The organism is Streptomyces sp. ICC4 (assembly GCF_003287915.1).
GTDB lineage: Bacteria > Actinomycetota > Actinomycetes > Streptomycetales > Streptomycetaceae > Streptomyces > Streptomyces tritrimontium.
Genome location: NZ_CP030286.1, coordinates 1,233,236 through 1,257,297 on the forward strand (window position 1 = coordinate 1,233,236; position 24,062 = coordinate 1,257,297).

At 73.0% G+C, this 24,062-nt stretch carries 13 protein-coding genes; 2 read left to right on the forward strand and 11 right to left on the reverse strand.

Features of this window, described 5'->3' with window-relative positions; translation table 11 throughout:
* Positions 1-18 precede the first annotated feature (18 nt).
* Positions 19-453, forward strand: a complete 435-nt coding sequence (locus DRB89_RS05635; protein WP_204357991.1) for a GNAT family N-acetyltransferase — start codon at positions 19-21, stop codon at positions 451-453.
* Between the two features lie 81 nt (positions 454-534).
* On the opposite strand, the gene DRB89_RS05640 is transcribed toward DRB89_RS05635, so the two are convergent.
* The 6 genes from DRB89_RS05640 to DRB89_RS05665 form a co-directional block, all read right to left on the reverse strand.
* The gene (locus DRB89_RS05640) at positions 535-1,725 is read right to left on the reverse strand and encodes an acetylornithine transaminase (protein ID WP_112447070.1); all 1,191 of its coding nucleotides are present in this window, start codon (positions 1,723-1,725) and stop codon (positions 535-537) included.
* Entirely contained in the window at positions 1,722-2,651 is a 930-nt protein-coding gene (argB, locus tag DRB89_RS05645; protein ID WP_112453215.1) for an acetylglutamate kinase, read from the reverse strand. The genes DRB89_RS05640 and argB overlap by 4 nt, the downstream gene beginning before the upstream one ends.
* A 44-nt stretch (positions 2,652-2,695) precedes the next feature.
* Positions 2,696-3,847: a bifunctional glutamate N-acetyltransferase/amino-acid acetyltransferase ArgJ gene (gene argJ, locus DRB89_RS05650; RefSeq protein WP_112447072.1), complete on the reverse strand. Its 1,152-nt coding sequence runs from the start codon at positions 3,845-3,847 to the stop codon at positions 2,696-2,698.
* Complete coding sequence (gene argC / locus DRB89_RS05655; protein WP_112447073.1) at positions 3,844-4,890, reverse strand: N-acetyl-gamma-glutamyl-phosphate reductase; 1,047 nt, start codon at positions 4,888-4,890, stop codon at positions 3,844-3,846. The genes argJ and argC overlap by 4 nt, the downstream gene beginning before the upstream one ends.
* Before the next feature lie 79 nt (positions 4,891-4,969).
* On the reverse strand, positions 4,970-5,635 hold the full coding sequence (locus tag DRB89_RS05660; RefSeq protein WP_204357642.1) for an isochorismatase family protein: 666 nt from the start codon (positions 5,633-5,635) through the stop codon (positions 4,970-4,972).
* 293 nt (positions 5,636-5,928) lie between these two features.
* Positions 5,929-6,141, reverse strand: a complete 213-nt coding sequence (locus DRB89_RS05665) for an MbtH family protein (protein ID WP_112447075.1) — start codon at positions 6,139-6,141, stop codon at positions 5,929-5,931.
* Between the two features lie 185 nt (positions 6,142-6,326).
* On the opposite strand from DRB89_RS05665, the gene DRB89_RS05670 reads away from it, so the two are divergent.
* The gene (locus tag DRB89_RS05670) at positions 6,327-7,442 is read left to right on the forward strand and encodes an alpha/beta hydrolase-fold protein (RefSeq protein WP_112447077.1); all 1,116 of its coding nucleotides are present in this window, start codon (positions 6,327-6,329) and stop codon (positions 7,440-7,442) included.
* A gap of 85 nt (positions 7,443-7,527) precedes the next feature.
* Here DRB89_RS05670 and DRB89_RS05675 read toward each other — a convergent pair whose 3' ends face one another.
* From DRB89_RS05675 to DRB89_RS05695, 5 genes are all read right to left on the reverse strand, one after another.
* A complete protein-coding gene (locus tag DRB89_RS05675) occupies positions 7,528-9,231 on the reverse strand; it encodes an ABC transporter ATP-binding protein (RefSeq protein ID WP_112447079.1) in 1,704 nt (567 codons plus the stop codon).
* A complete protein-coding gene (locus DRB89_RS05680; protein ID WP_112447081.1) occupies positions 9,218-20,170 on the reverse strand; it encodes a non-ribosomal peptide synthetase in 10,953 nt (3,650 codons plus the stop codon). Before DRB89_RS05680 ends, DRB89_RS05675 begins: the two co-directional genes overlap by 14 nt.
* Positions 20,171-20,227: 57 nt before the next feature.
* Positions 20,228-22,015, reverse strand: a complete 1,788-nt coding sequence (locus tag DRB89_RS05685; protein WP_112447082.1) for an ABC transporter ATP-binding protein — start codon at positions 22,013-22,015, stop codon at positions 20,228-20,230.
* Positions 22,016-22,017: 2 nt separating this feature from the next.
* A complete protein-coding gene (locus tag DRB89_RS05690) occupies positions 22,018-23,076 on the reverse strand; it encodes an iron-siderophore ABC transporter substrate-binding protein (RefSeq protein WP_112447083.1) in 1,059 nt (352 codons plus the stop codon).
* 86 nt (positions 23,077-23,162) lie between these two features.
* Positions 23,163-24,053, reverse strand: a complete 891-nt coding sequence (locus DRB89_RS05695) for an ABC transporter ATP-binding protein (RefSeq protein ID WP_112447084.1) — start codon at positions 24,051-24,053, stop codon at positions 23,163-23,165.
* Positions 24,054-24,062: the final 9 nt, after the last annotated feature.

Here is a 24,062-nt window from a genome sequence, read left to right on the forward strand (position 1 = left end):
GGGGTCCCCGAGTTCTCGGTGCGCCCCGCACGCCGGGACGACGGCCCGGCGCTCGCCGCCCTCTCCCGGCCGTTCGTCCAGGCGGGGGCGCTCCGCGAACGCCCGCTCTCCGTCTACCTCTCCCGGGCCTCAGACTTCCTCGTCGCGCAAGCACCCGACGGCACCCTCGAAGGCTGCGTCGCGCTGCGCGAACACCCCGCCGCGGGCGTGCTGTACAACTTCTGCGTCGCGGCCCACCGGCAGGGCTCGGGCACGGGCGCCCGCCTGCTGCACGCCGCGTTCGCCAGGGCGCGCGGCCGTTCGCTGGCGGCCCTGTTCACCGCGACCACCGGCAGCGGCCGCCTCTTCCTGCGCCACGGTTTCGCCCCGTCCTCCCCGAGCCTGGCGCCCGCCGAGTGGGCACTGTCCCTCGACCCCGGCCGCGGCGCACGCGTCCTGTCCCGGGCCTTGTAGGTCCGGGACGGCGAAGGGGCGGGCCCGGTGAGGGACCCGCCCCGGGGCGGAACGGCGGACCGGGCCCGCCGCCACCCGCCGCTACCCGTCGTACGAGGCGTCGAGCACCGCGGGCAGGGCCGCCACCAGGGCATCCGCCCGCTCCTGCGGCAGCGTCAGGGCGGGAGCCAGCCGTACGACGCCCGGGCCCGCCGCGTTCACGAGGAACCCGGCGTCCTGCGCGGACCGTTGGACCCGCGCGGCGACCGGCTCGGCCAGGGCGATGCCCAGGAGCAGGCCGGCGCCCCGTACCTCGCGGACCAAGGGGTGCGCCAGCGCCTCGACGCCGAGCCTCAGTCGCTCGCCCACCCGCGCGGCATGGGCGAGCAGCCCCTCCTTCTCGATGGTCTCCAGGACCGCGAGGGCGGCCGCGCACGCGACCGGGTTGCCGCCGAAGGTGGATCCGTGCTGACCCGGGGTCAGCAGCTCGGCGGCGCGACCGAAGGCGACCACGGCGCCGATCGGCAGACCGCCGCCCAGGCCCTTGGCCAGGGTGATCACATCCGGATCCAGCCCCGGCTCCGCCTGGTGCGCGAACCAGTGGCCGGTGCGGCCGATCCCGGTCTGCACCTCGTCCAGGACGAGCAGGCTGCCCGTGGCGCGGGTGATCTCGCGGGCCGCCCGCAGATAGCCCCCGGGCGCCGGGACGACTCCGGCCTCGCCCTGCAGCGGTTCGAGGAAGACCGCGGCCGTGCGCTCCGTGACGGCCGCGCGGAGCGCCCGCGCATCGCCGTACGGAACGTGCGTGACCTCCGCGGGCAGGGGCCGGAAGGGGTCGCGCTTGGACGGCTGGCCGGTGAGGGCCAGCGCCCCCATGGTGCGCCCGTGGAACCCGCCCTCGGTCGCGACCAGGTGCGGGCGCCCGGTGCGGCGGGCGATCTTGAACGCGGCCTCGACCGCCTCGGTGCCCGAGTTCGCGAAGAACACCCGGCCCGGCCTGTCCAGCAGGGCCAGCAGCCGTTCGGCCAGCGCGACGGCCGGCTGCGAGACGAACAGGTTCGACACGTGCCCGAGCCGGGCGACCTGGTCCCGCACGGCCGAGACCAGGGCCGGGTGGGCGTGCCCGAGGGCGTTGACGGCGATCCCGCCGGTGAAGTCGGTGTACGCGCGGCCGTCCTCGTCCCACACCGTGCTGCCCTCGCCCCTGACGAGTGCCAGCGGGGGCGTGCCGTAGGTGTCCATCATCACCGCGCGCCAGCGGTCGGCGAGCGGTGTCGTGCCGTCGGCGGTCACGCGCCGTCCTCCCTGCCGCCGGACCCCTCGGGCCCGGGTACGTCGTCCGGCACCACGGTGGTGCCGGGTCCGTCCTCGGTGAAGACTCCGCGCAGCAGCGCGTGCGGCACCCGACCGTCGATGACCTGCGCCTTGGCGACGCCGGTCCGTACGGCGCGCAGGCAGCCCTCCATCTTGGGGAGCATGCCGCTCGCGAGCTCCGGCAGCAGCGCGTCCAGCTCACCGGCCGTCAGGCGGTCGATCACCTCGGTGCTGTGCGGCCAGTCCGCGTACAGCCCCTCGACGTCGGTCATCACCACCAGCCGGTCGGCCCCGAGGGCCACGGCCAGTGCCGATGCCGCGAGGTCGGCGTTGACGTTGTAGACCTGACCGTCCTCGCCGCGCGCGACGGGTGAGACCACGGGGATGCGGCCCTGCTCCAGCAGGGCGCCTATCGTCGCCGTGTCCACGGCGACGATCTCGCCGACCAGACCGATGTCCACCGGCCGGCCGTCCACCCAGGCCGGGCGTCGCACGGCGGTCATCGTGTGGGCGTCCTCGCCCGACATGCCCACGGCGAACGGCCCGTGGGCGTTGATGGCCCCGACCAGTTCGCGCTGGACCTGGCCGGTGAGCACCATGCGCACCACGTCCATCGTCTCCGGCGTGGTCACCCGCAGCCCCGCCTCGAAACGCGTCTCCAGGCCGAGCCGGTCGAGCAGCGCGCTGATCTGGGGTCCGCCGCCGTGCACGACGACGGGCCGCAGGCCCGCGTGCCAGAGTTCCACCACGTCCTGGGCGAACGTCCGGTGCAGGGAGGGGTCCACCATGGCGTTGCCGCCGAACTTGACGACGACCGTCCGGCCCTGAAGCTGCTCCAGCCAGGGCAGGTCCTCGGCGGCCGGCACGGCGGCCGGAGTCCTCGTACCCGTCGTCTGAGTCGGCATCTGCGTCGGCATCTGCGTCTTCGTCCGCGTCATCTCCGCCCCGCTCACGAGCTGTAGGCGCTGTTCTCGTGGACGTACTCGGCCGTCAGGTCGTTGGTCCAGATGACGGCGCGGGAGTCACCGGAGCGCAGGTCCACGGTGATGGTGATCCGGCGGTCCGACAGGTCGACCTTGTCGCGGGGCTCGCCCTCGGCCCCGTCCCGGCACACCCAGACACCGTTGATCGCCACGTCCAGCCGGTCCGCGTCGAAGACGGCCGAGGTCGTGCCGATCGCGGACAGCACCCGGCCCCAGTTCGGGTCCTCGCCGTGCAGCGCGCACTTGAGGAGGTTGTTGCGGGCCACCGAGCGGCCCACCTCGACGGCGTCCGCCTCCGAGGCCGCGCCGACGACCACCACCTCGATCTCCTTGGACGCGCCCTCCGCGTCCGCCACCAGTTGGAGCGCCAGGTCACGGCAGACGGCGTGCACGGCCGCGGTGAGCTCCCCGGGGGCGGGCGCGATGCCCGAGGCGCCCGAGGCGAGCAGCAGCACGGTGTCGTTGGTGGACATGCAGCCGTCCGAGTCCACCCGGTCGAAGGTGGTGCGCACCGCCTCGCGCAGCGCCGCGTCGAGCACTTCGGCGCTCGCGTCGGCGTCCGTGGTCAGGACGACCAGCATGGTGGCGAGGCCCGGGGCCAGCATGCCCGCGCCCTTCGCCATGCCGCCGACCGTCCAGCCGGCGCCGGCGGCCACCGCCGTCTTGTGGACCGAGTCCGTCGTCTTGATCGCGACGGCCGCCTCCCGGCCCCCCTCGGGGGACAGCCGGTCCGCCGCGGCGGCGATGCCGCACTCCACGCGGTCCATCGGCAGCCGGACGCCGATCAGGCCGGTGGAGCACACCGCCACCTCGTCCGCGGCCACGTCCGCGGCGCGGCCCGTGTGCTCGGCCATCGCCCGCGCGTCGTCGGCGCCGCCGGGACCCGTACAGGCGTTCGCTCCGCCGGAGTTGAGGACGACGGCGGAGATCCGCCCGTCGGCGAGCGCGCGGCGGGACCAGCGGACGGGCGCGGCCTGCACGCGGTTCGAGGTGAAGACACCGGCGGCGGCGCGGGACGGCCCCCGGTTCACCACCAGGGCCAGGTCGGGATCACCGGACTCCTTGATTCCGGCGCTGACTGCGCCGGCAAGGAATCCCCGGGCGGCGGTCACACTCACGGAGCCACTCCATTCGTGGGCAGGCCCAGCCGTTCCGGCAGGCCGAGGGCTATGTTCATGCTCTGCACCGCGCCACCGGCGGTGCCCTTCGTCAGGTTGTCGATGGCGCTCACGCAGATCAGCCTGCGGGCGTCCGGGTCCACGGCGATCTGCACCTGGGTGGTGTTCGAGCCGAGGACGGCGGCCGTGGTGGGCCACTGGCCGGGCGGCAGCAGGCGGACGAACGGCTCGTCGGCGTACGCGGCTTCGAACACGGCCCGCACCTGGTCCTGCGAGGGGATCGCGGAGGTTCCCGCGACCGGGCGCAGCCGGGCCGAGCAGGTGGCGAGGATGCCCCGGGGCATGGGCGCCAGCACCGGGGTGAAGGACACCGTCACGTGCTCGCCGGCCGTCAGGGACAGGTTCTGGGCGATCTCCGGGGTGTGCCGGTGGCCGCCGCCGACTCCGTACGGGCTCATGGAGCCCATCACTTCGGTGCCGAGGAGGTGGGTCTTGAGCGAGCGCCCGGCTCCGGAGGTTCCGCTGGCGGCGACGATGACGGCCTCGGGCTCGACCAGACGTGCCGCGTAGGCGGGGAACAGCGCCAGGGTGACGGCCGTGGGATAGCAGCCGGGAACGGCGATCCGGGTGGCGCCCCGCAACCCGTCCCGGGCGCCGGGCAGTTCGGGCAGGCCGTAGGGCCAGGTCCCGGCGTGGGCGGAGCCGTAGAACCGCTCCCAGGCGGCCGGGTCCCGCAGCCGGAAGTCGGCGCCGCAGTCCACGATCAGCGTGCCGGACTCCAACGCTGCGGCCAGGGCGGCCGATTGACCGTGGGGCAGGGCGAGGAACACCACGTCGTGGCCGCGCAGGGAGTCGGCCGAGGTGTCCAGGAGGATCCGGTCGGCGAGCTCCGGCAGCTGCGGCTGCACGGATCCCAGCGGACGCCCCGCGCTGGTGTGCGCGGTCAGCGCGCCGATCTCCACGCCGGGATGCGACGTCAGCAGGCGGAGCAGTTCCCCGCCCGCGTAGCCGCTGGCACCGGCCACCGCGACCCGTACGGTCATGTCGTTGCGCTCTCTCTCTGTTCGTGGGGGTGCCGCCGGCACGGGCCGGGCCCGGGGTGCGGCCGCCGGCGGGACGCGCTCACGCGTCCTTGCGCACATCTCGCGCCCCCCTGCTGAGCAGCAGGTCGCGCAGCAGGGTCTGGGTCGTGCACACGACCGCGCTGCGGGCGGCCCAGCGCAGGGCCATCGTGTGCTCCTCGGCGGAGAAGTCGGCCACCGCGTCGGCCACCACGAAGGGCTGGATGTCGTTCATGAAGGCGTCCGCCGCGGTCAGGAGGACGCCGAGGTGGGCGTGGACCCCGCAGACGATGAGCTGGTCGCGCCCTTCCGAGCGCAGCAGGCTCCCCAAGTGGGTGCGGAGGAAGGCGTTGTGGCGCACGTTGGCCAGGACGTGCTCGCCCGGCCGCGGGGTGAGGGGCGGGATGATCGCGGCGTCCGTCCCGTCGCCTATGCCCGGCCCCCAGATGTCCGCGGCGAGACCGCGCCGGCCCGGCGGCTGGGCGGCCGGCTCGGCCGTGAAGACGACCGGCATGCCGAGGGCGGCGGCGAGGGCGCGAAGGGCCTCGATGTTCTCCACCAGTTCCACGACCGGGGACCGGTCCGTGGGGAGGTCCCCCACGAAGTGGTTCTGCATGTCGTGGACGAGCAGTGCGGCGCGGCCGGGGTCGATGGCCCAGGTCGCGCGGGCGCGGGGCAGGGCGGAGCGGTCGGGCATGGGATAGGAGCCGATGGCCGGCAGGCCCATGACGATCCCCTCCCCCCGATGCCGCGTGCGCGCGGGCCCCACACGAGGCCGCCGTTCACTTAGCTTAGCCTAACCTAATTTCTCCTGACCCTGCTTCCACTGCCTGCCGTGACGCCCAGACCGGGGCGGCCTCCTCGACCGCGAGCGGATCGGGCTCGGCGAGTGCGACCTCCTAGAGCCCGACGTCCACCGCCCCGCCGCCGTCCGCAGGGTCACGCGCGCCGGGTCGAGGCGGAGCCGCCCGCCGTCGAGGGGTTTGCCCGCCGGGGTCAGCCAGCCCGGGGCGGGCCGGATCAGGCGTCGACGGCCGCCGCGAGGGACCGGGGGCGCAGGTCGGTCCAGCTGGACTCGATGTACTCCAGGCAGGCGTCGCGGGTGGTCTCCCCGAGGGCGATCGTCCACCCTCCGGGCACACTGGTGAAGGAAGGCCACAGGGAGTGCTGGCCCTCGTCGTTCACCAGGACCAGGAAACGGCCGTCGGCATCGTCGAACGGGTTGGTGCTCATGCTTGGATTCCTCCAGGAGCCCGATGGGACCGGCGGGTACCGGCGGGCGCGCGACGCGCGGCCCGGCAGCGGGTGCCGTGCCCGCGGGGAAGGTCGATCGGGAATGAAGAGAGCCCAACACTTAGGTTAGGCTCGCCTAATTATAGACCCTAACGTTTCCCCTTCCCCCTCACAAGGAGGCACCGATGCGCGCACGTGAACGGGTCCGGGCCGAGGACGGCGCGGAGAGCCCCTTCGCCGCGTTCGACCTGCCCGGCACGCCCGGCACCGACGAGTTCTGGGCGGCCGCGGCTCCCGCGTCCGTGCCTTCCGGCGACGGCGGTTGGGTCACCCTGTTCCTGTGGCGCGGCACCCCGACGGTCATCGATTTCGAAAGCTGGTCGGATCCGGTGGCGCTGCTCCGGTGGCGCGACACGGACTGCTGGTACGCCGAGGTGCCCATGCCCGCCCGGCTCCGGGTGACCTACCGGTTCCTCGCGGATGACGGATCGTCGTACGCCGATCCGCTCAACCCGGTCCGGGCCGGCGCCGACCGGTCCATCGCCGCCACTCCGGACGCGTCGCCCCAGCCGTACTGGCCGGCCGTCGGCGCCGACGACGTACTGCCCCTGCCGCGCACCCGGATCCGCTGGGCGAGCGAACGGCTCGGCGGACGGCGCACCGTACGGGTCCACCCCGTGGGCGGCGGCGGACCGGTGGTCCTGCTGCTCGACGGGGACGACTGGCTGTACCTGCACCCGGCCGTGACCGCCTTCGACGCGGCCTTCGACGCCGGCGACATGCCCCCGGCCACGCTGGTGTTCCTGCCCACCAAGGACCGGCAGGCCGAGTTCGGATGCCGGCCCGCGCTGTGGGAGGCGGTACGGGACGAACTGCTGCCGCTGGTGGCGGAGTGCGGGGTGCCCGCGGACCTGAACCGGTTGGTGGTCGCCGGGCAGAGCCTCGGCGGACTGAGCGCGATGTACGCGGCCACGGAGTTCCCGGAGCTGGTCTCCCGCGTCGCCTGCCAGTCGGGGTCGTTCTGGTGGACGCCGGAGGCCGCGGACCTGCCGGACCCCCTGGGCGGTCCGGTCGGCGGCGCCATCGCCGCGCGCCTGCGCGAGCGCCCCGCCCCGTCCACGCTGCGGATCGCGTTCGACCTGGGAGAGCACGAGACGCGCATGCGCCCGCACTGCGAGCTGGTCGAGACCCTGACGGAGCAGGCCGGTTCGACCGTGCGGATCTCCAGGTCGGCGTCGGGCCACGACCGGGCGGGCTGGCGACAGGCCCTGCTCCGTGATGTCGCCTGGGCCCTGGCCTGACACACCGCATGACAGAGGGGCCCGGGTGCGCGGCGATCCGCCGTGCACCCGGGCCCCTCTGTCATGCGGTCACCGCGTCACCGGATCACCGCGTCACCGCCAGGCAGTACGCCGGGTCGGTGGCCAGCAGTTCGCGATGGGTGCCCTCGGCGGTGACGACCCCCTCGTCCAGGACGAGGACCCGGTCGGCGGCGTCCAGCAGGGCCGGGCTGCTCGTGATGACGACGGTGGTGCGGCCCCGGCGCAGCTCCGCGATGTTGCGTGCGACGAGCTGCTCGGTGACCGCGTCCACGGCCGTCGTCGGGTCGCGCAGGACGAGCACGTCGGAGTCCGCGGCCAGGGCCCGCGCCAGCGACAGCCGCTGACGCTGCCCCCCGGAGAGGTTCGAGCCGCGGTCGCGGACCTCGTGGTCGAGTCCCTGCCGGTGCAGGGCGACGACATCGGTCAGCATGGACGCCTCGACGGCCTCGGACACCGAACGGCTGGTGCCCGACGGGTCGATGTTCGTGCGCAGCGTCCCCGCGAAGATCTCCCCGTCGTACGGGTTCACCAGCATGTGCTCGCGCACCGCCTCGACCGACAGTTCCGCGAGGTCCTGCCCGCCGATCCGCACCACTCCCCCGTACGCGGCCGGCGGCACGTTCAGGGCCAGGATCGACGCGAGTTCCGCCGCCGCCCGCGGCTGGTAGACCGCGATCGCCGTGAACTCCCCCGCCGGGACGTGGAACTTCAGGCCCTGGAGGGACGCGTACCGGACGCAGTCGATCTCCAGGTCCGCGCCGGGGGCCGGGCGCGCCGTCCCCGGGGCCGCCACCGGCGGGGCGGAGAGCACCAGGGCCATCCGCTCCGCCGAAGCGCGGGCCATCATCACGTACTTCGGCATGTCCGAGAACAGCCGGAGGGGTTCCATGATGAACTGCGCCAGGCCCACGGCCATGACGAGCTCGCCGATGTTGATCTGCCCGTCGAAGGCCAGCCAGCCGGCCGTCAGGGTCACCGAGGCCGCGAGGGTCGCGTTCAGGCCCAGCGCGGTGCCCGTGTAGACGCCGTTGACGCGAGCGACGGTGATCGCCTGCTCCTTCGCCTCCGTACTGACCTTCCGGTACGACCGGAAGGCCGCGTGGTTGCCGCCGAAGCCGTGCAGCGGGCGCAGACCGGTGATCAGGTCGGCGACCTTCGCCCCCGCCCGCGCCACCCGGGCCTGCTGCTCCTTGGTGCTGCTGCCGATCCGCTTGGACATCACGCTGAGGGTAGACAGGATCAGGGCCGTTCCCACCATGACGAGCAGGCCGAGCCGCAGGTCCGCCAGGCTCAGCGCGACCGCCGCGATCAGCACCGAGACCGAGGAGCTGATCAGCATCGGCACGACCTCGACGATGTCGGCGGTCTGGTCGGCGTCCTCGGTGGCGATGGTGAGCACCTCGCCGGACTTGAGGTCCACGTCCCGGGCCACCGGCTGGAGGCCGCAGGCCGCGACCTGCACCCGCCAGCGGTGGGCCTCGGTCGTGTTGGCCTTCTGCAGGATGCGCATCCCGTACCGCCACGACAGCGACACGGTCGTGATGATCACGGCCAGCGCGGAGATCGAGAGGACGAGCGCCTCCGTGCTCCGCTCGCGCATCGTGTGCTCGACGATCAGGCCGAGCGCGATCGGGAAAGCGGTCTCGCCCGCCTGGTACAGGCCCATGAGGACGGTGCCCCAGACCATGGCACCGGTGTTGCGGCGTATGGCGGTGCGGAGGATGTCGGATCCCGGGCGGCGGGATCCCCGGTCGTCAGGAGTTGTCATCAAGGTGCCGTGCAATCGCTTCGGGGGTTCGCAGGGTGAGCAGGTCACGGATGGTGATGGCGGGGCCGAATTCCCGGCGCAGGAGTCCGACCAGCCGTACGGCCAGCATGGAGTGTCCCCCGAGGGAAGTGAAGTCGCTCACCGCGCTCACCTCGTCGTCGTCCAGGTCCAGGGCCTCGGCGAAGAACTCGCACACCAGGGTCTCGGTCTCGGTCTCCGGGCCGCGCTCGCCCGAAGTGGTCAGCGCTCCCAGCGGCTTGGGCTCCGGCAGTGCCTTGGTGTCGGCCTTCCCGTTCACCGTGAGCGGGATGGCGTCGACCTGAGCGTAGTGCGTCGGACGCATGTAGTCCGGCAGTCCGGCGCCCACCTCGGCGGCGACGGCCGCCAGGTCGAAACCGTCCGCCAGTACGAGGTACGCGGCCAGTCGGTGGGCGCCGTCGACCTGCGGGTCGGGCTGGGCGACCGCGGCGGTGAAGCGCACCGCCGGGTGCGCGGCGAACGCCGCCTCGACCTCACCCAGTTCTACCCGGTGGCCGCGGATCTTGACCTGCTGGTCGGTGCGGCCGAGGTACATCAGGTTCCCGTCCGGCCGCCTGATCACCAGGTCGCCGGTGCGGTACATGCGCTCGCCGGGAGCCCCGAACGGGGACGCGACGAACCGGTGCGCGGTCTGGGCCGACTGGCCGAGGTAGCCGCGGGCGATGCCGATGCCGGAGACGTAGAGCTCACCGGGGACGCCGTCCGGCAGCGGCCGCAGCCACGGGTCCAGGACGAACACCTCGGTGTTGTCGATCGCCACGCCCACCACCGGGTCCACGCACTCGAAGGTGCCCACTCCCAGGGTGTTGATGGTGTATTCGGTGGGTCCGTACAGGTTGTAGCCGACGGTCCCCTCGGTCTCGGCGAGCCGCTGCCACAGGGTCGGGGTGACCGCCTCGCCGCCCAGCAGCACCAGCGCGGGGCGCCGGTCCGGGTTGTCGAGCAGGCCCTCGGCCACCAGCTGCTGCGCGTACGTCGGGGTCACGTTGACCACGTCGATCCCGTGCTCGCGGGAGTACTCGACCAGGGCGGGTGCGTCGCGTCGCAGTTCCTCGTCGCAGATGTGCACCTCGTGCCCGTCGGCGAGCCACAAAAGCTCCTCCCACGACATGTCGAAGGCGAAGGACACGGTGTGCGCGATCCGGAAGACCCGGTCGCCGTGCTCCGCCAGCACCGGTTCGAAGATCCGGCGCTGGTGGTTGACCAGCATGTTGGTGAGTCCGGCGTACTCGGTCACGACGCCCTTGGGCTTCCCCGTCGAACCGGAGGTGTAGATCGTGTACGCGGGGTGCCGCAGCCGGTTCGGGTCGTCCGGTGCGAACGTCACCAACGGCTCGGCCTCGGGAAGGGGGCGGTCCAGTTCGATCAGTTCGCCGGTCAGCCGGGGCGAGACGGCGCTGACGGTGAGGATCACCTCGGGCCGGGCGTCCGCGACGATCGTGGCGATCCGCTCGTCCGGGTGGTCCAGCTCCAGCGGTACGTATCCCGCTCCGGTGCGCAGCACGGCGAACAGGGCCACGATCCAGTCCAGCGAGCGCGGGATCGCGAGGCCCACGGTCTTCTCCGGGCCGATGCCGCGGCCGGCGAGCACGCCCGCCAGCAGGCGGCTGCGGTCCTGGAGTTCGGCGAAGGTCAGGCTCCGGCCGTGCGCGACGAGCGCGATCCGCTCGGGTGAGCGGTCCGCGGCCCGGTCGAAGCGGTCGACCACCGTGTCGGTGCCGATGTCCGTGCGGACGGCGGGCTCGGGCACCGGCCCGAGGCCGGGCAGCGCGCCGACCGGTCCGGTGGACCGGGCGAGGTCCTGGAGGACCCCGACGTAGTCGTCGAGGAGGCGGCGGGCGTCGGCGCTGTCGCCGTGGCGGTGCTCCAGCTTGACGGTGAGCCGGTCGCCGGGCGTGACCACCCAGGTGAACGGGTAGTGGGTGGAATCGTCCGACTTCACCTCGGTGATGCCGTGGCGGGCGTTCATCTCGGCGAGCCCGTCCAGGTCCAGGAAGTTCTGGAGCACGAACAGGTTGTCGAACAGGGTGTCGTGGCCGCTGGCCCGCTGGATCTCGCCGAGCCCCAGGTGCTCGTGCTCCATCGCTTCGACCCGGGCCGCCTGTACGGCGGACAGGTAGTCCCCGACCGTGTCGTCCGGCCGGGCCCGCGTCCACATGGGCACGGTGTTGAGGAGCACGCCGACGATGTCGGACAGGCCCTCGCCCTCGCGGCCGGAGACGGTCACGCCGAACACGGCGTCGCCGCGGCCGGTGTGGGCGCCGAGGAGCAGGCCGAAGGCGCCGGTGAGGACCGAGTTGAGGGTGACTCCGTGCGCCTTGGCCGTATCCCGCAGCAGGTCGGACTGTTCGGCCGTGAGCGTGTGGACGAGCGCGGGCGGCAGGTCGTCCGAGAGGGACGGTGCCGGTCCGGCGAGCAGTGTCGGGCCGGAGAGCCCGGCCAGGTGCCCGGCCCAGAACCGCTCCGAGAGGGCCGGGTCCTTGGCGGCGAGCGCCCGGGCGTGGTCCTCGAAGCGCGGCTCGGCCTGGGTCGCGTCCGGCTGCTCGCCGGCGAGTACGGCCCGGTAGGCCTCGAAGAGGTCCCGCAGCACGATCGCGCGGGACCAGCCGTCCCACAGCAGCAGGTGGTAGCTGAGGAGCAGGCCGTCGCGGCCGCCCGGCAGCCGGACCACGGTGAGCCGGATCAGCGGCGGCTCGGCCGGGTCGAATCCGGTGTTGCGGTCCCGGACGCGGAAGGCTTCGACCTCCTCGTCGCCCGACAGCTCGACCGTGTGGACGCCGACCCGGCGGCCCGCCTTGAGGACCTGGACCGGGTTGCCGTCGTCGTCGGTGGAGAAGCCGGCGCCGACGACGGGGTGCCGGGCCATGACGACGGCCATGGCCTCGGCCAGGGCTCCGGTGTCGAGGCGCCGGTCGAGGGCGAAGTAGCTCTGCGCGACGTAGTGTCCGGCCGAGCCCGCCAGCTGGGCCTGGAAGTACAGGCCCCGCTGGAGCGCGGTGACCGGCGCCGTGCGCTCCGCGGTCGCGGAGGCTTCCGCGAGGGCTTCCAGGGCGTCCAGCCAGTGCGCGGCGAGCTCGTCGGGGATCTCCTCGGCGAGGGTGAAGGTCGCGTGCAGGCTGCCGGTGGCCGCGTCGGTCCAGGCGTTGACCTCCACGGCGTACGGGCTGTCCCGGTCGGCGCCGGTGATGTGGAGCGCCTGGGACTCGCTGCCCCGGCCGAGGTAGTTGAACAGCACCTGCGGACGGGCGGTCAGCAGCGGGGCCGTCTGCGGGTTGAGGTGGCGGAGCCGGCCGTAGGCCAGGTGCCCGGACTCGTCCGGCTGGCGCTCGGCGAGCTCGCGGGCCGCCGCGACCGGGTCGGTGTGCGCGGTGAGCCGGACGGGCGCGATGGCGGTGAACCAGCCGACCGTGCGGGTGTAGTCGTGGTGCTCCGCCACCGCGACCCGGCCGTGGCGCTCCAGCTCGATCGCGAGATCGGTGGGTGCCGGCTGGATCCGCGTCAGGGCGGTGCGCAGGGCGCCGCACAGCAGCTCGGTGAGCGCGACGCCGAGCGCGGCGGGCGCGGTGCGCGTCACCCGGTCGCTGACGGCGGCGTCGAGCACCACGGTGGTGTCGCGCAGCGGGCCGACGGCCGGCAGCAGCGGGGGTGCCTGGAGGGTGTCGATCCAGTGTCCGAGGCCGGCGATGTCGCCGACGGACCGCAGGACCTGGGCCTCCGCGTACTCGGCGTAGGACGTGGTCGCCGGTGCGAGGGTCTCGCCGCGCAGTGCGGCCGCCATGTCGTCCAGCAGGATCAGCCAGGACACCGCGTCGACCGCGATGTGGTGCACGGTGATCACCAGGGTGCCGGTGGCCGCGAGCCAGGTGAAGGCGATGACGTCCCCGGTCTCGGGGTCGAGCCGGCCGGCGGCCTCGTTCGCGGCGTCCGCCGCGTCCGCCGCGTCCGAGTGGACGACGGTGGCCTCGCGGGCGGGTTCGGTGCGCAGGGTCCACGCGCCGTGCTCGGTGCGCAGCCGTATCCGCAGGGCCGGGTGGGCGGCCAGTACGGCGTCGGCGGCGCGCTCGATGTCGGCGAGCGCGGTGCCTTCGGCCACGTCCAGCGTTCTGGCCTGGGCGAACCGGGCGAGGGAGCCGCCCAGCTCGCGCTGGCGCAGGATGATCGGCGTGGGGGCCACCGGGCCGTCCTCGCGGCGCGCGGGAGCGGGCGCGGACGCCTGGGCCGGCGTGCGCGTGCCCAGGAGCTCGGCGAGCGCCCTCGGCGTCTTCAGCAGGAACACGTCGCGGGGTGCGATCGGCAGGCCGAGCGCCCTGGCCCGGTTGACCACGGTGATGGCGATGATGCTGTCGCCGCCGGCGCCGAAGAAGTCGGTGTCGGCGTCCGCGTCGGGGTGGGACAGCGTGTCGGCGAAGATGGCGACCAGCGGGGCGAGTACGGAGTCCGCGGCGGAGCCGGTGGCGGCCACCGGGGTGTCGTCCTGCGCGGCCCGCTCGATCAGGGCCTTGCGGTCCAGCTTGCCGTTGACGGTCAGCGGCAGGGCGTCCACGGGCAGGACCCGGCCCGGCACCATGTGTACGGGCAGCTTCTCCGCGAGGAGGGCGGAGAGGTCTCCGGGGACCCGGCCCACGACGTGGGCGACCAGGTGGTCGCCGCTGTCGGCCACGGTGACGGCCACGTCGACGACGCCGTCGAGGTCCCGCAGCGCGGCCTCGACCTCGCCGAGCTCGATGCGGAAGCCCTTGAGCTGCACCTGGTCGTCGGCGCGGCCGGTGAACTCCAGCTCGCCGTCGAGAGTGCGGATCGCGAGGTCGCCCGTGTGGTACATCCGGGAGCCGTCGCCCGCGAAGGGGTTCGCGACGAACCGGCCCGCGGTGAGGCCCGGCCGGCCCAGGTAGCCGAGGGAGACCTGGTCGCCGGCCACGTAGATGGCGCCCACGACACCCGGAGCGACCGGCTGGAGCCGGTCGTCGAGCAGGTAGGTGGTCAGGCCCGGGATGGGGCCGCCGATGGGGCTCACGTCGTCGCCGAAGGCGAAGTCCTCACCGGTCAGCACCCGGTGGGTCACGTGGACGGTCGTCTCGGTGATCCCGTACATGTTGACGAGCTCGGGCGAGGCGGCGCCGTGCCGCTCGACCCAGCCGCGCAGCCGTCCGAGGTCCAGCGCCTCGCCGCCGAAGACGACCCGGCGCAGGGCGGGGAGCGACGGGCCGGTGAGCGACCGGCCGGCGTGCCGATCGGCCTCGGCGAACTGGTAGAAGGCCGAGGGCGTCTGGTTGAGCACGGTCACCCCGCGCTCGCGGACCAGGCGGTGGAAGTCGACCGGGGAGCGGGTCAGCCCGTAGTCGGGGACGAGCAGCTCGCCGCCGTGGACCAGGGCGCCCCACAGCTCCCAGACCGCGAAGTCGAAGGAGTAGGAGTGGAACTGCACCCACACGTCGTCCGGGCCGAAGGCCATGTCCGGCTGGGTGTTGGCGAGCAGCGCGACCACGCTGGAGTGCGGGACGACGACGCCCTTGGGCTTGCCGGTGGAGCCGGAGGTGTAGATCACGTAGGCGGGGTCGTGCCAGCTGACCTCGCCGGCCTCGCCGTCCCGGGCGTTCGCCTCGGCGTCCGCTGAAGCGTGCGGCTCGTCGCCCTGTACGAGGACGCGGGCGGTGACGCCCGCACGGTCCAGGAGCTCCGTGAAGCGTTCGCGCTGACCGGGATCGACGAGGACGACCTGCGGCGCGGCGTCCGCGAGGACGTACTCGAGGCGCCCGTCCGGATAGGCCGTGTCGAGCGGTACGTAGGCGCCGCCCGCGCTGACGATCGCGACCAGGGCGACGACCTGCTCGATGGTGCGCGGGACGGCCACGGCCACGCGCCGGCCCGGCCGGACCCCGGCCGCGCGCAGGGCTGCGGCCAGTTCGTTCTTGGCGGCAGCCAGTTCGCCGTAGGTCAGCGACCGGGTGGTGCCGTCGAGCGCGCACTGGGTGACGGCGGTGGCCGCCGGGTCCCGGTCCGCCGCGGCGTCGAACAGGCCGCCGAGGGTGGTCGGGGTGATCCGTGCGGGGCTCCTGCCCTCCTTGGGCACGAGGTCGCCGACCGGGGCGTCCGGCCGGGCGAGCAGGCCGGTGAGGGTGTGCGCGAAGCGGCCGAGGATGTCCTGGGCGCTGCTCTCGCGCAGCAGTTCGCCGTCGTAGATCAGGTTGAAGCGCGGGCGCCCGTCGAGGGCCCGCTCCACGACGAGGGTCAGCGGGTAGTGCGGGGCTCCCTCGTTGACGAGGTCCGTGATGGCCAGCGTGTCGCCGGTCCGGCGCAGGGCGGCCACGTCGGTCGCCACGTCGAACACCACGAGGGTGTCGAAGAGGGGGCCGACGCCGGCCTGGCGGCCGATCCGGGCCAGCGAGACGTGCTGGTGCGGCAGGACCGCGCCCTGGTGTTCGCGCACCGAGGCGAGCAGTTCGCCCGCCGTGGTGCCGGCGGTCCACCGGGCGCGCAGCGGGATGGTGTTGATGAACAGGCCGACCATGTCACCGATGCCGGGGACGTCCGCGTCGCGGCCGGAGACGGTGGAACCGAAGACCACGTCGCCGGAGTGCAGGATGGAGCCGAGGGTCAGTGCCCAGGCGCTGTGCACGGCCACGCTCAGCGGCACGCCGGCCGCGCGGACGGCCGCGTCGATGTCTTCGGCCGGTTCCACGGAGGTGTCGGCGAAGCGGTCGGACGGGGTGTGCTCCCTGGCCACCAGCGAGGGGCCGGGGAGCCCGGCGAGCTCGGCGCCCCACACCCGGTCGCTCTCGTCCGCGTCGCGGCCGGCGAGCCAGCCGACGTAGTCGGGGAAGCCGCTCAGCGTGTACATGCTGCCCGGCGCGTGGTACTCGGCGAGCAGCGTGCGCAGCATCGCGGGCACCGACCAGCCGTCGGCGATGATGTGGTGGACGGTCTGCACCAGGACGTCGCGGCCCGATTCCGGGTCGCGGACCAGCGTGAACCGCATCAGCGGGCCGGTGGCCAGGTCGAATCCGGCGCGGCGGTCCCGCTCGGCGTGGGCGTGGAGCTCCTCGTCGGTGATGCCGGGCCGCTCCAGCGTGGTGAAGGGCGCCTCGGCGCCGCTCTCCAGCACGGAGACGACGCGGCCGTCGGCGAGGGCCTGGAACCGCGCGGCCAGGTTCGGGTACAGGACGAGGAGCCGGGTGGCGGCGGCCGCGAGGCGGCCGGCGTCGAGCTCGCCCTCCAGGGTCAGCAGCTGCTGTTCGACGTAGCTGCCCGCGGAGTCCTCGTCGAAGACCGAGTGGAAGTACAGGCCTTCCTGGAGCGGGGTCAGGGGCAGGACGGCGCGCAGGGCGGGGCCGTCCAGGGCGTCGACGTCGGCCTGCGTCAGGCGTACCAGCGGGAAGTCGCTGGGCGAGTGGCCGCCTTCGTCGAGCGCGGCCAGGGCGGTGAGGGCCTCCCGGAAGTACCCGCCGATCGCCTCGACGTCCTCGTCGGTGAACATCCCGTCGGGCCAGGAGATGGTGGTGACGAGTTCGTACTCGCCGGTGGCGGCGGGTTCGGCGATCGCGTTGAACTCCAGGGCGCGCGGCAGGCGCATCCGCGGGTCGCGCTTCTCGCCGAGCTGCCCGGTGGTTCCGCAGAGCTGCCAGTCCCCGGACGCGCCCGCGTCGAAGCGGCCCAGGTAGTTGAACAGGACCTGGGGCGCGGGGGCCGTGAAGGCGGCGTCGGACAGGTAGCGCAGGGCGCCGTAGGAGACGCCGTTGCTCGGGACCCGGGCGAGGTCCTCCTTGACCGCCTTGAGGGCGGCCGCGAGGTACTCGGGGGCGGTGAAGTCGGCGGCCCGGCCGGGGTCCACGGTCACCGGGAACAGGGTCGTGAACCAGCCGACGGTCCGCGACAGTTCCGGCTCGACGCCGGCGGGGCCCGCGACGTGGCGTCCTTCGCGTCCGTGGCCCTCGAGTTCGATGTGGGCGAAGGTCTGGTCCTGGCCGCGGTCGCGGCGCCACCGGGCGAGGGTGACGGCGAGCGCGGTCAGCAGGACGTCGTTGACGCCCGCGTGGAACTTCGCCGGTACCTCGCCCAGCAGCGCGGCGGTGACCTCGGGGCCGACCGTGACGGTCCGGTCCCGCTCACGCTCGACCGTGTCGGCCTCGGACGGTGCCCGCCGGCCGAGCGGCGCGTCGGGTCCCGGCAGGGGGCGCTCGAAGTGGGTGCGGTCCGCGTCGAACTCCGCGCCGCCCAGGAGCTGGGTCCAGCGCCGGAACGACGTGCCCACCGCGGGCAGTTCGACGGCTTCGCCCGCGGAGGTCTGGCGCCATGCCGTGGCCAGGTCCTCCATCAGGACCCGCCAGGACACGCCGTCGACCACCACGTGGTGGGCGACGAGGACCAGTTGGCGTGCCTCACGGCGCCAGACGGACCGCAGCATCACGCCGTTGTCCGGGTCCAGCGCTTCGGTGGCGAGGGCGACGCACTCGTCGAGCGGGAGGTCGCTCTCCTGCCAGCCGGCGGTGATCCCTTCGGCCTCCGGGATGTCGAAGCTCCAGCGCTCGCCGCGGACGAGCCGGGCGCGCAGCATGTCGTGCCGGGCCACGACGGAGTCGAGGACGGCGGCGAGGGCGTCGGCGGTGAGGTCCGCCGGGGTGTTCAACACGACCGCCTGCACGAAGCCGTCGATCGCGTCGGTGGTGCGGCCGAGCCACTGGACGATGGGCGATCCCGTGACGGGACCGGTCGCGACGTCGGCGTGGTCCGCCCGGGCGACGTCCTCGCGGCCGGCCACCGCCGCGAGCGCGCCCAGGACGCTGTTGGCGAAGATCTGTCCCGCGGTGACGTAGAGGCCCGCTTCGCGCAGCGCGCTCAGCAGCGAGATCGCGAGGATGCTGTCGCCGCCGAGCTGGAAGAAGTCCTGGTCGACGCCCACCTCCTCCAGCCGCAGTACCGAGGCGACGGCCGCGCAGACCGCGCGCTCGTCGTCGGTGGAGGGCCGCAGGAACGAGCCGGTGACGATCTCGGGTTCGGGCAGTGCGCGGCGGTCGAGCTTGCCGTTCGCGGTGAGCGGGAACTCGGTCATCACGACGACGTGGGCGGGCACCATGTACTCGACCATGTGCCCGGCGGCCCACGCCTTGACCTCGTCGGCCGTCAGGCCCTCGCTGTCGGCGGCCGGGATCACGTACCCCACGAGGTAGGTGCCGCCCGCGCTGTTCTTCTTCGCGATGACGCAGGTGTGCCGCACCCCGGGGTGCTCCGCGAGGCCGACCTCGACGTCCTCGAGCTCCAGGCGCATGCCGCGGATCTTGATCTGGTTGTCGGCCCGGCCGAGGAAGTCGAGCGATCCGTCCGGGGCGAACCGGGCGAGGTCACCGGTCCGGTAGAGGCGGGAGCCGTCGTCCGCGAAGGGGTTCGCCACGAACCGCGAGGCGGTCAGCCCGGGTGCGCCGACGTATCCGCGGCCGAGGAGGAAGCCGCCCACGTAGAGCTCGCCGCCGACGCCGACCGGCACCGGGCGCAGCTCGTCGTCGAGGACGTACAGCTGGGTGTTGGGGTTGGCCTTGCCGATCGAGGTCGACAGGCGTTCGGCCTCGCCCCGGTAGATGACGTGGGAGACGCCGATGGTCGTCTCGGCCGGGCCGTAGCCGTGGTACATGGGGATGTCGAGCCGGGTGCGGTAGCGCTCGTACAGCTCGGGGGTGAGCACCTCGCCGCCGCACCACACGTGGCGCATGCTGTCGAGCCGGTCGGAGTCGCCCGCGATCTCCAGGAGGACGTCCAGCATGGAGGAGACGAGGTAGGTGAAGGTGACGCGGTGCTCGGCGATCACGCTCAGCAGGTGGTGCGGATCGCGTTCGCCGCCGGGCCGCAGGACCACGAGCCGGCCGCCGCACACGAGCGGGAGGAAGATCTCGTTGATGGATATGTCGAAGGACAGCGGCGCCTTGAACAGGGACGCGTCGTCGTGGCCGAAGCCCAGGATCTCGTTGACCTGCCAGAGCAGGCGCTCGCTGATCGCCTCGTGGCGGATCATCGCGCCCTTGGGGCGGCCGGTGGAACCGGACGTGAAGATCACGTAGGCCAGGGAGTTGCCGGGGGCGGTGATTCCGGTGCCCTCGGTGGGCTGGTCGGCGTACCGCCAGTCGTCGAGGTCGACGGTGACGGCGGCCGGTTCGGCGGGGTCGTGCTCGCCGGAGCCGCTCAGCTGCACCACGACCCGCGCGTCGTCGATGACGACGGCGCGGCGCGCGGCGGGCCACTGCGGGTCGAGCGGTACGAAGGCGCAGCCGGCCTGCAGCACTCCGAGGAGGCCGATCACCATGTCGGCGGAGCGGCCGAGCGAGATGCCGACGACCTGCTCGGCGCCCAGTCCGCGTCCGATCAGGTGGTGGGCCAGCTGGGCGGACAGCTCGGCCGCCTGGCGGTAGGTCAGCGAGCGGTCTTCGTCGATGATGGCGACCGCGTCCGGCCTGAGCCGCGCCTGCTCGCGGAACATCTCCACGATGGTCGGCCGGACCCGGTCCGCCCCGGTGTCGTTCCACTCGGCCAGGGTCTTGAGTCGCTCCGCCGGGTCGGACGGGCCGATGGTTCCGATGGGCCGGTCCGGAAAGTCCGCCAGGTCGTCCAGCGCGCGCTGCGCGTCGGACGCCAGGACCCCCTCGGGTACGGCGATGCCGATGCCGTCCGGGCCGGCTTCGCCGGTCTCCCAACCGCTCGGTGCGCTGCCGCCGTTGTCGACCCATCCGAGGACGTCCGCGAACAGCGTGCCCGGGGTGAGGTCGATGCCGTCGGGGCTCTCGCCCGTCGCCCAGAACGACAGTCCGATGGCACAGGCCTCGGCGACGGTCCGATCGGCGTGGCCGCCGGTGCGCCGGCGCACGTCGGCCAGGCGCGTAGGAGAGATCAGCACGAGACGAGCGCTCGGTTCCATCATTGAAGACTCAACACCCTTCCAAGGTACGAAGGCTAGCCTAACCTAAATTAGGGTTACCTAACTACCGTCTCGCCAGGCCCGCCAGAGTCGCGCGTAGCGGCCTCCCAGGGCCACCAACTCCTCGTGCGTGCCCTGTTCCACGACGCGTCCCGCGTCCAGCACGGCGATCCGGTCGGCCGCCACCGCCTGGGTCAGCCGGTGGGCCACGAACAGCGTGGTCCGGCCCGAACAGGCGGCCAGAACGGCCCGTTCCAGCTCGGCAGCGCCCTCGCTGCCCGCTTCCGCGGTCGACTCGTCGAGCACGACCACGGGCGCCCTGCCCAACACCAGCCGGGCCAGGGCGATCTGGGCGACCCTGGTGCCGTCCGCCCGCTCACCGCCCTCGCCGACCGCGGTGTACAGCCCGTCGGGCAGCGCCTCGACCCACTCCTGCGCGCCCACGGTGCGCAGCGCGGCCGTCAGTTCGGCGTCGGTCGCCGCCGGCGCGGCCAGCCGCAGGTCGTCGGCGAGCGGACCGGAGAACACGTGCGTCTCCTGGGTCAGGATGCTCACGAGCGACCTCGCCCCGGCCTCGTCCAGATCGGCGAGGTCGGTCGACCCGACGCGCACCGACCCGGCCTGGGGGGTCCCGATGCCGGCGATGAGGGCGGCCAGGGTCGTCTTGCCGGCGCCCGTGGCGCCCACCAGGGCCAGTGAGCCGCCCGCCGGGATCGTCAGGCTGACGTCCCGCAGGACCGGCTCCTCGGAGCCGGGGTAGGCGAAGGTCAGCCCCTTCACCGTCACCGGGTACGACGCGTTGTCCGCCGGCGCGGCGGCCGAGTCGCCGAGCAGCCTCTCCTCCGCGGGCTCCGCCAGCACTCCGACGAGCCGGGTCAGGCTCGCGCCCGACTTCTGGGCCTCGTCGAAGGTGAACATGATGGCGCCCAGCGGGGTGAACAGGCGGTGGAACACCAGCGGCGCGGCCGACACCGCGCCGAGGGTGGCGGAGCCGGTCTCCAGCAGGACGTAGCCCACCACGAGGATCAGGGCCAGGCCGATGAACTCGGCCCGGTTCTCCCTGCCGACGAACCGGCCGAAGAAGCGGAACACCTCGATCCCGAGGTCCTTCACCCGCCGGGAGTCGCCCTCCACCCGCTCGCGGAACGCCTCTTCCAGGCGGTGCGCCCGCACCGTCTCGATGCCGTTCAGACCGCTGATCAGCGCCTGGGCGCGATCGGCCTGGGCGACCCGCTGCTGCCGGTAGAGCGGGGCGGACCGGGGGAGGTACCAGCGCAGGGCCAGCGCGTAGGCGGGCAGCGCACAGGCGCCGGCCAGGCCGAGGCGCCAGTCGAGCCCGAACATGCCGACCGTGGCGATGGCCACCAGCACACCGGCGGAGAACACCGTGGGAATGGCGGACCGGATGCCCTTGGACAGGACGGCGACGTCGTCGCCGACCCGGGAGAGCACGTCACCGCGGCCCACTTGTTCGATCCGGGCGCTGGGCATGCCCAGCACGGCGCGGACGGCGCCTTCGCGCAGTTGCGCGAGCAGGTCGGCGCCGAGCCGCCCGATCAGGTAGGTCGACAAGGCGGTGGCCGCCGCGCCAAGAAGCGCGGCGGCCACCATCAGGGCCCCGATCGTGATCAGGATCGAACGCGGTTCGCCCCCGATCACTCCGTCGACCACCCGGCTGAGCAGCAGCACGGGGAGCATCTGGAGCGCCGCACCGGCAACCGTGCTGAGGACGGCGGCGGACGTCAGCCAGGGCATCGTGCGGCAGTTCGCCGCCACCCATCGGGCCGCTTCACGTCCGGTCGTCGTGCGCAGGGTTGCCGGGGCGACACGCGTATCGGTGGCGCTCACACCTAGCCGACCGACTTGACGAGCTCGTCGATGGCGAAGGGCAGGGAGGGCAGGGTGGCCTGCGACATGGCCGCGCCGGCCGCGGCGCCCTCGCTGTCCAGCAGGTAGGACACCTTGTTGGCCTTGGTGACCTTCAGGTTGGCGAAGAGGTCGAACTTCTTCAGCGCGTCCGTGTCGGCCTTGTCGTTGATGACGAAGACGCGGTCGACGTCGATGAGGTCCATGCGCTCCGGGGAGAGCCCGAAGGAGAACTTGCCGTCGGCGAGCTTGTCGATCTCGGCCTGGCCCTTGAAGCCCATGCCGGTCAGGAGCTGGCCGCGCACGTCGGTGGTGGTGAAGGGGTTGACCGCGTCCTTGTACCAGGACAGCGAGACGGCGGTCTGGGTGGCGAACTCGGGGTGCGCCTTCTTCACCGAGGCGAGCTTGTCCTGGATGCCCTGGACCATCGCCTTGCCCTCATCGGCCTTGCCGAGCGCCTTGGAGATGTGGAGGGCGTTGTCCGACCACGGAGCGCTGAAGGGCTCCTTCTCGGCCTTGGTGCGGCCGACCGTCGGGGCGATCTTCGAGAGCTTGTCGTAGGCGGCCTGGTCGATCTCGGAGTAGACCGCGATGATCAGGTCGGGGCGCAGGGCCGCGATCTTCTCGAAGTTGGGGCCGGCGTCACCGTTGTTCATGATGACCTCGGGCTTGGTCTCGCCCCACTTGTCCTTCACCCAGGGCCACTGGGTGTTGATGTCGGGGCTCTGACCCGCCGGGTTCGGGTACTGGTCGACCATGCCGACCGGCTTGATGCCGAACGCGAGGATGTTCTGGTCGTCGGTGTAGCCGACGGACACGACCCGCTGCGGGGCCTTCTTGACCTCGGTGGAGCCGAAGAAGTGCTCGACGGTGACCGGGAACGCACCGGCGGCGGCCGGGGCGTTGGCAGCGTCGTCCTTCTTGTCCTTGTCCGCCGTGTCGGAACCGCATCCAGCGAGGAGGCCTACACCGAGGGCCGCGGCGGACACGCCTGCCGCCAGCCGCCGCCAGGGCTTCATACGTGTCGTTCGGTCGAGGAGCATCCGGAATCCCTTGCTTTCGTGCTGTCCACTGCGGCCCCACATAAGGGCAGGCAAACCGTACCCCGGGGAAGTGAGGTAAGCCTAGCCTAAGTCGCGAGGCTCTCGTTCCGGTTGCCCGAACTCTGGACATGGGTCCGGCCGATGGGCACGACGAGCGGCCGGTCGCCCACCGGATCGTCGATCACCACGGCGCGCAGACCGAACGCCTCGAGCAGCAGCTCGGCGGTCAGCACATCGCGCGGGTGACCCTGCGCCAGGACCGAACCCGCCTTCATCACGATCAGGTTGTCGCTGTAGCGCGCGGCCAGGTTGAGGTCGTGGAGCACCATGACCACCGTGCATCCCGACTCGTGCAGGTCGTCGACCAGGTCGAGCACGTCGACGGCGTGCGCCAGGTCCAAGTAGGTGGTGGGCTCGTCGAGCAGCAGCAGGTCGGTGCCCTGGGCGAGGGTCATCGAGATCCAGACCCGTTGCCGCTGACCCCCGGAGAGCGCGTCGACGGGACGGTCGGCCAGGTCGGCCACCCCGGTCATGGCCAGCGCGCGCTCCACGACGGAGGCGTCGTCCGAGGACCACTGCCGCAGCCAACTCTGGTGCGGGTGGCGGCCCCTGGCCACGAGGTCGGCCACCGTGAGCCCCTCCGGGGCCACCGGCGCCTGCGGCAGCAGGCCGAGCTTCTTCGCCACGTCCCTGGTCCGGAGCCGGGCGATGTCCTCGCCGTCCAGCACGACCGATCCCCTGGTCGGCTTGAGCAGCCGGGACAGCGTCCGCAACAGGGTCGACTTGCCGCAGCCGTTGGGGCCGATGATCGTCGTCACCACACCCGGCGGGATCGACACGTCCAGCGCGTCGATCACGGTCCGATCGCCGTACCCGACCGTGACGCCCTTGGCCGCCAGCCGCGCACCGTCCACGGTCCCGGAATCGATCCCGGACCCGGCCCCGGACTCGATCCCGGTGATGTGCTGAGCGACCATGCCCCCCCC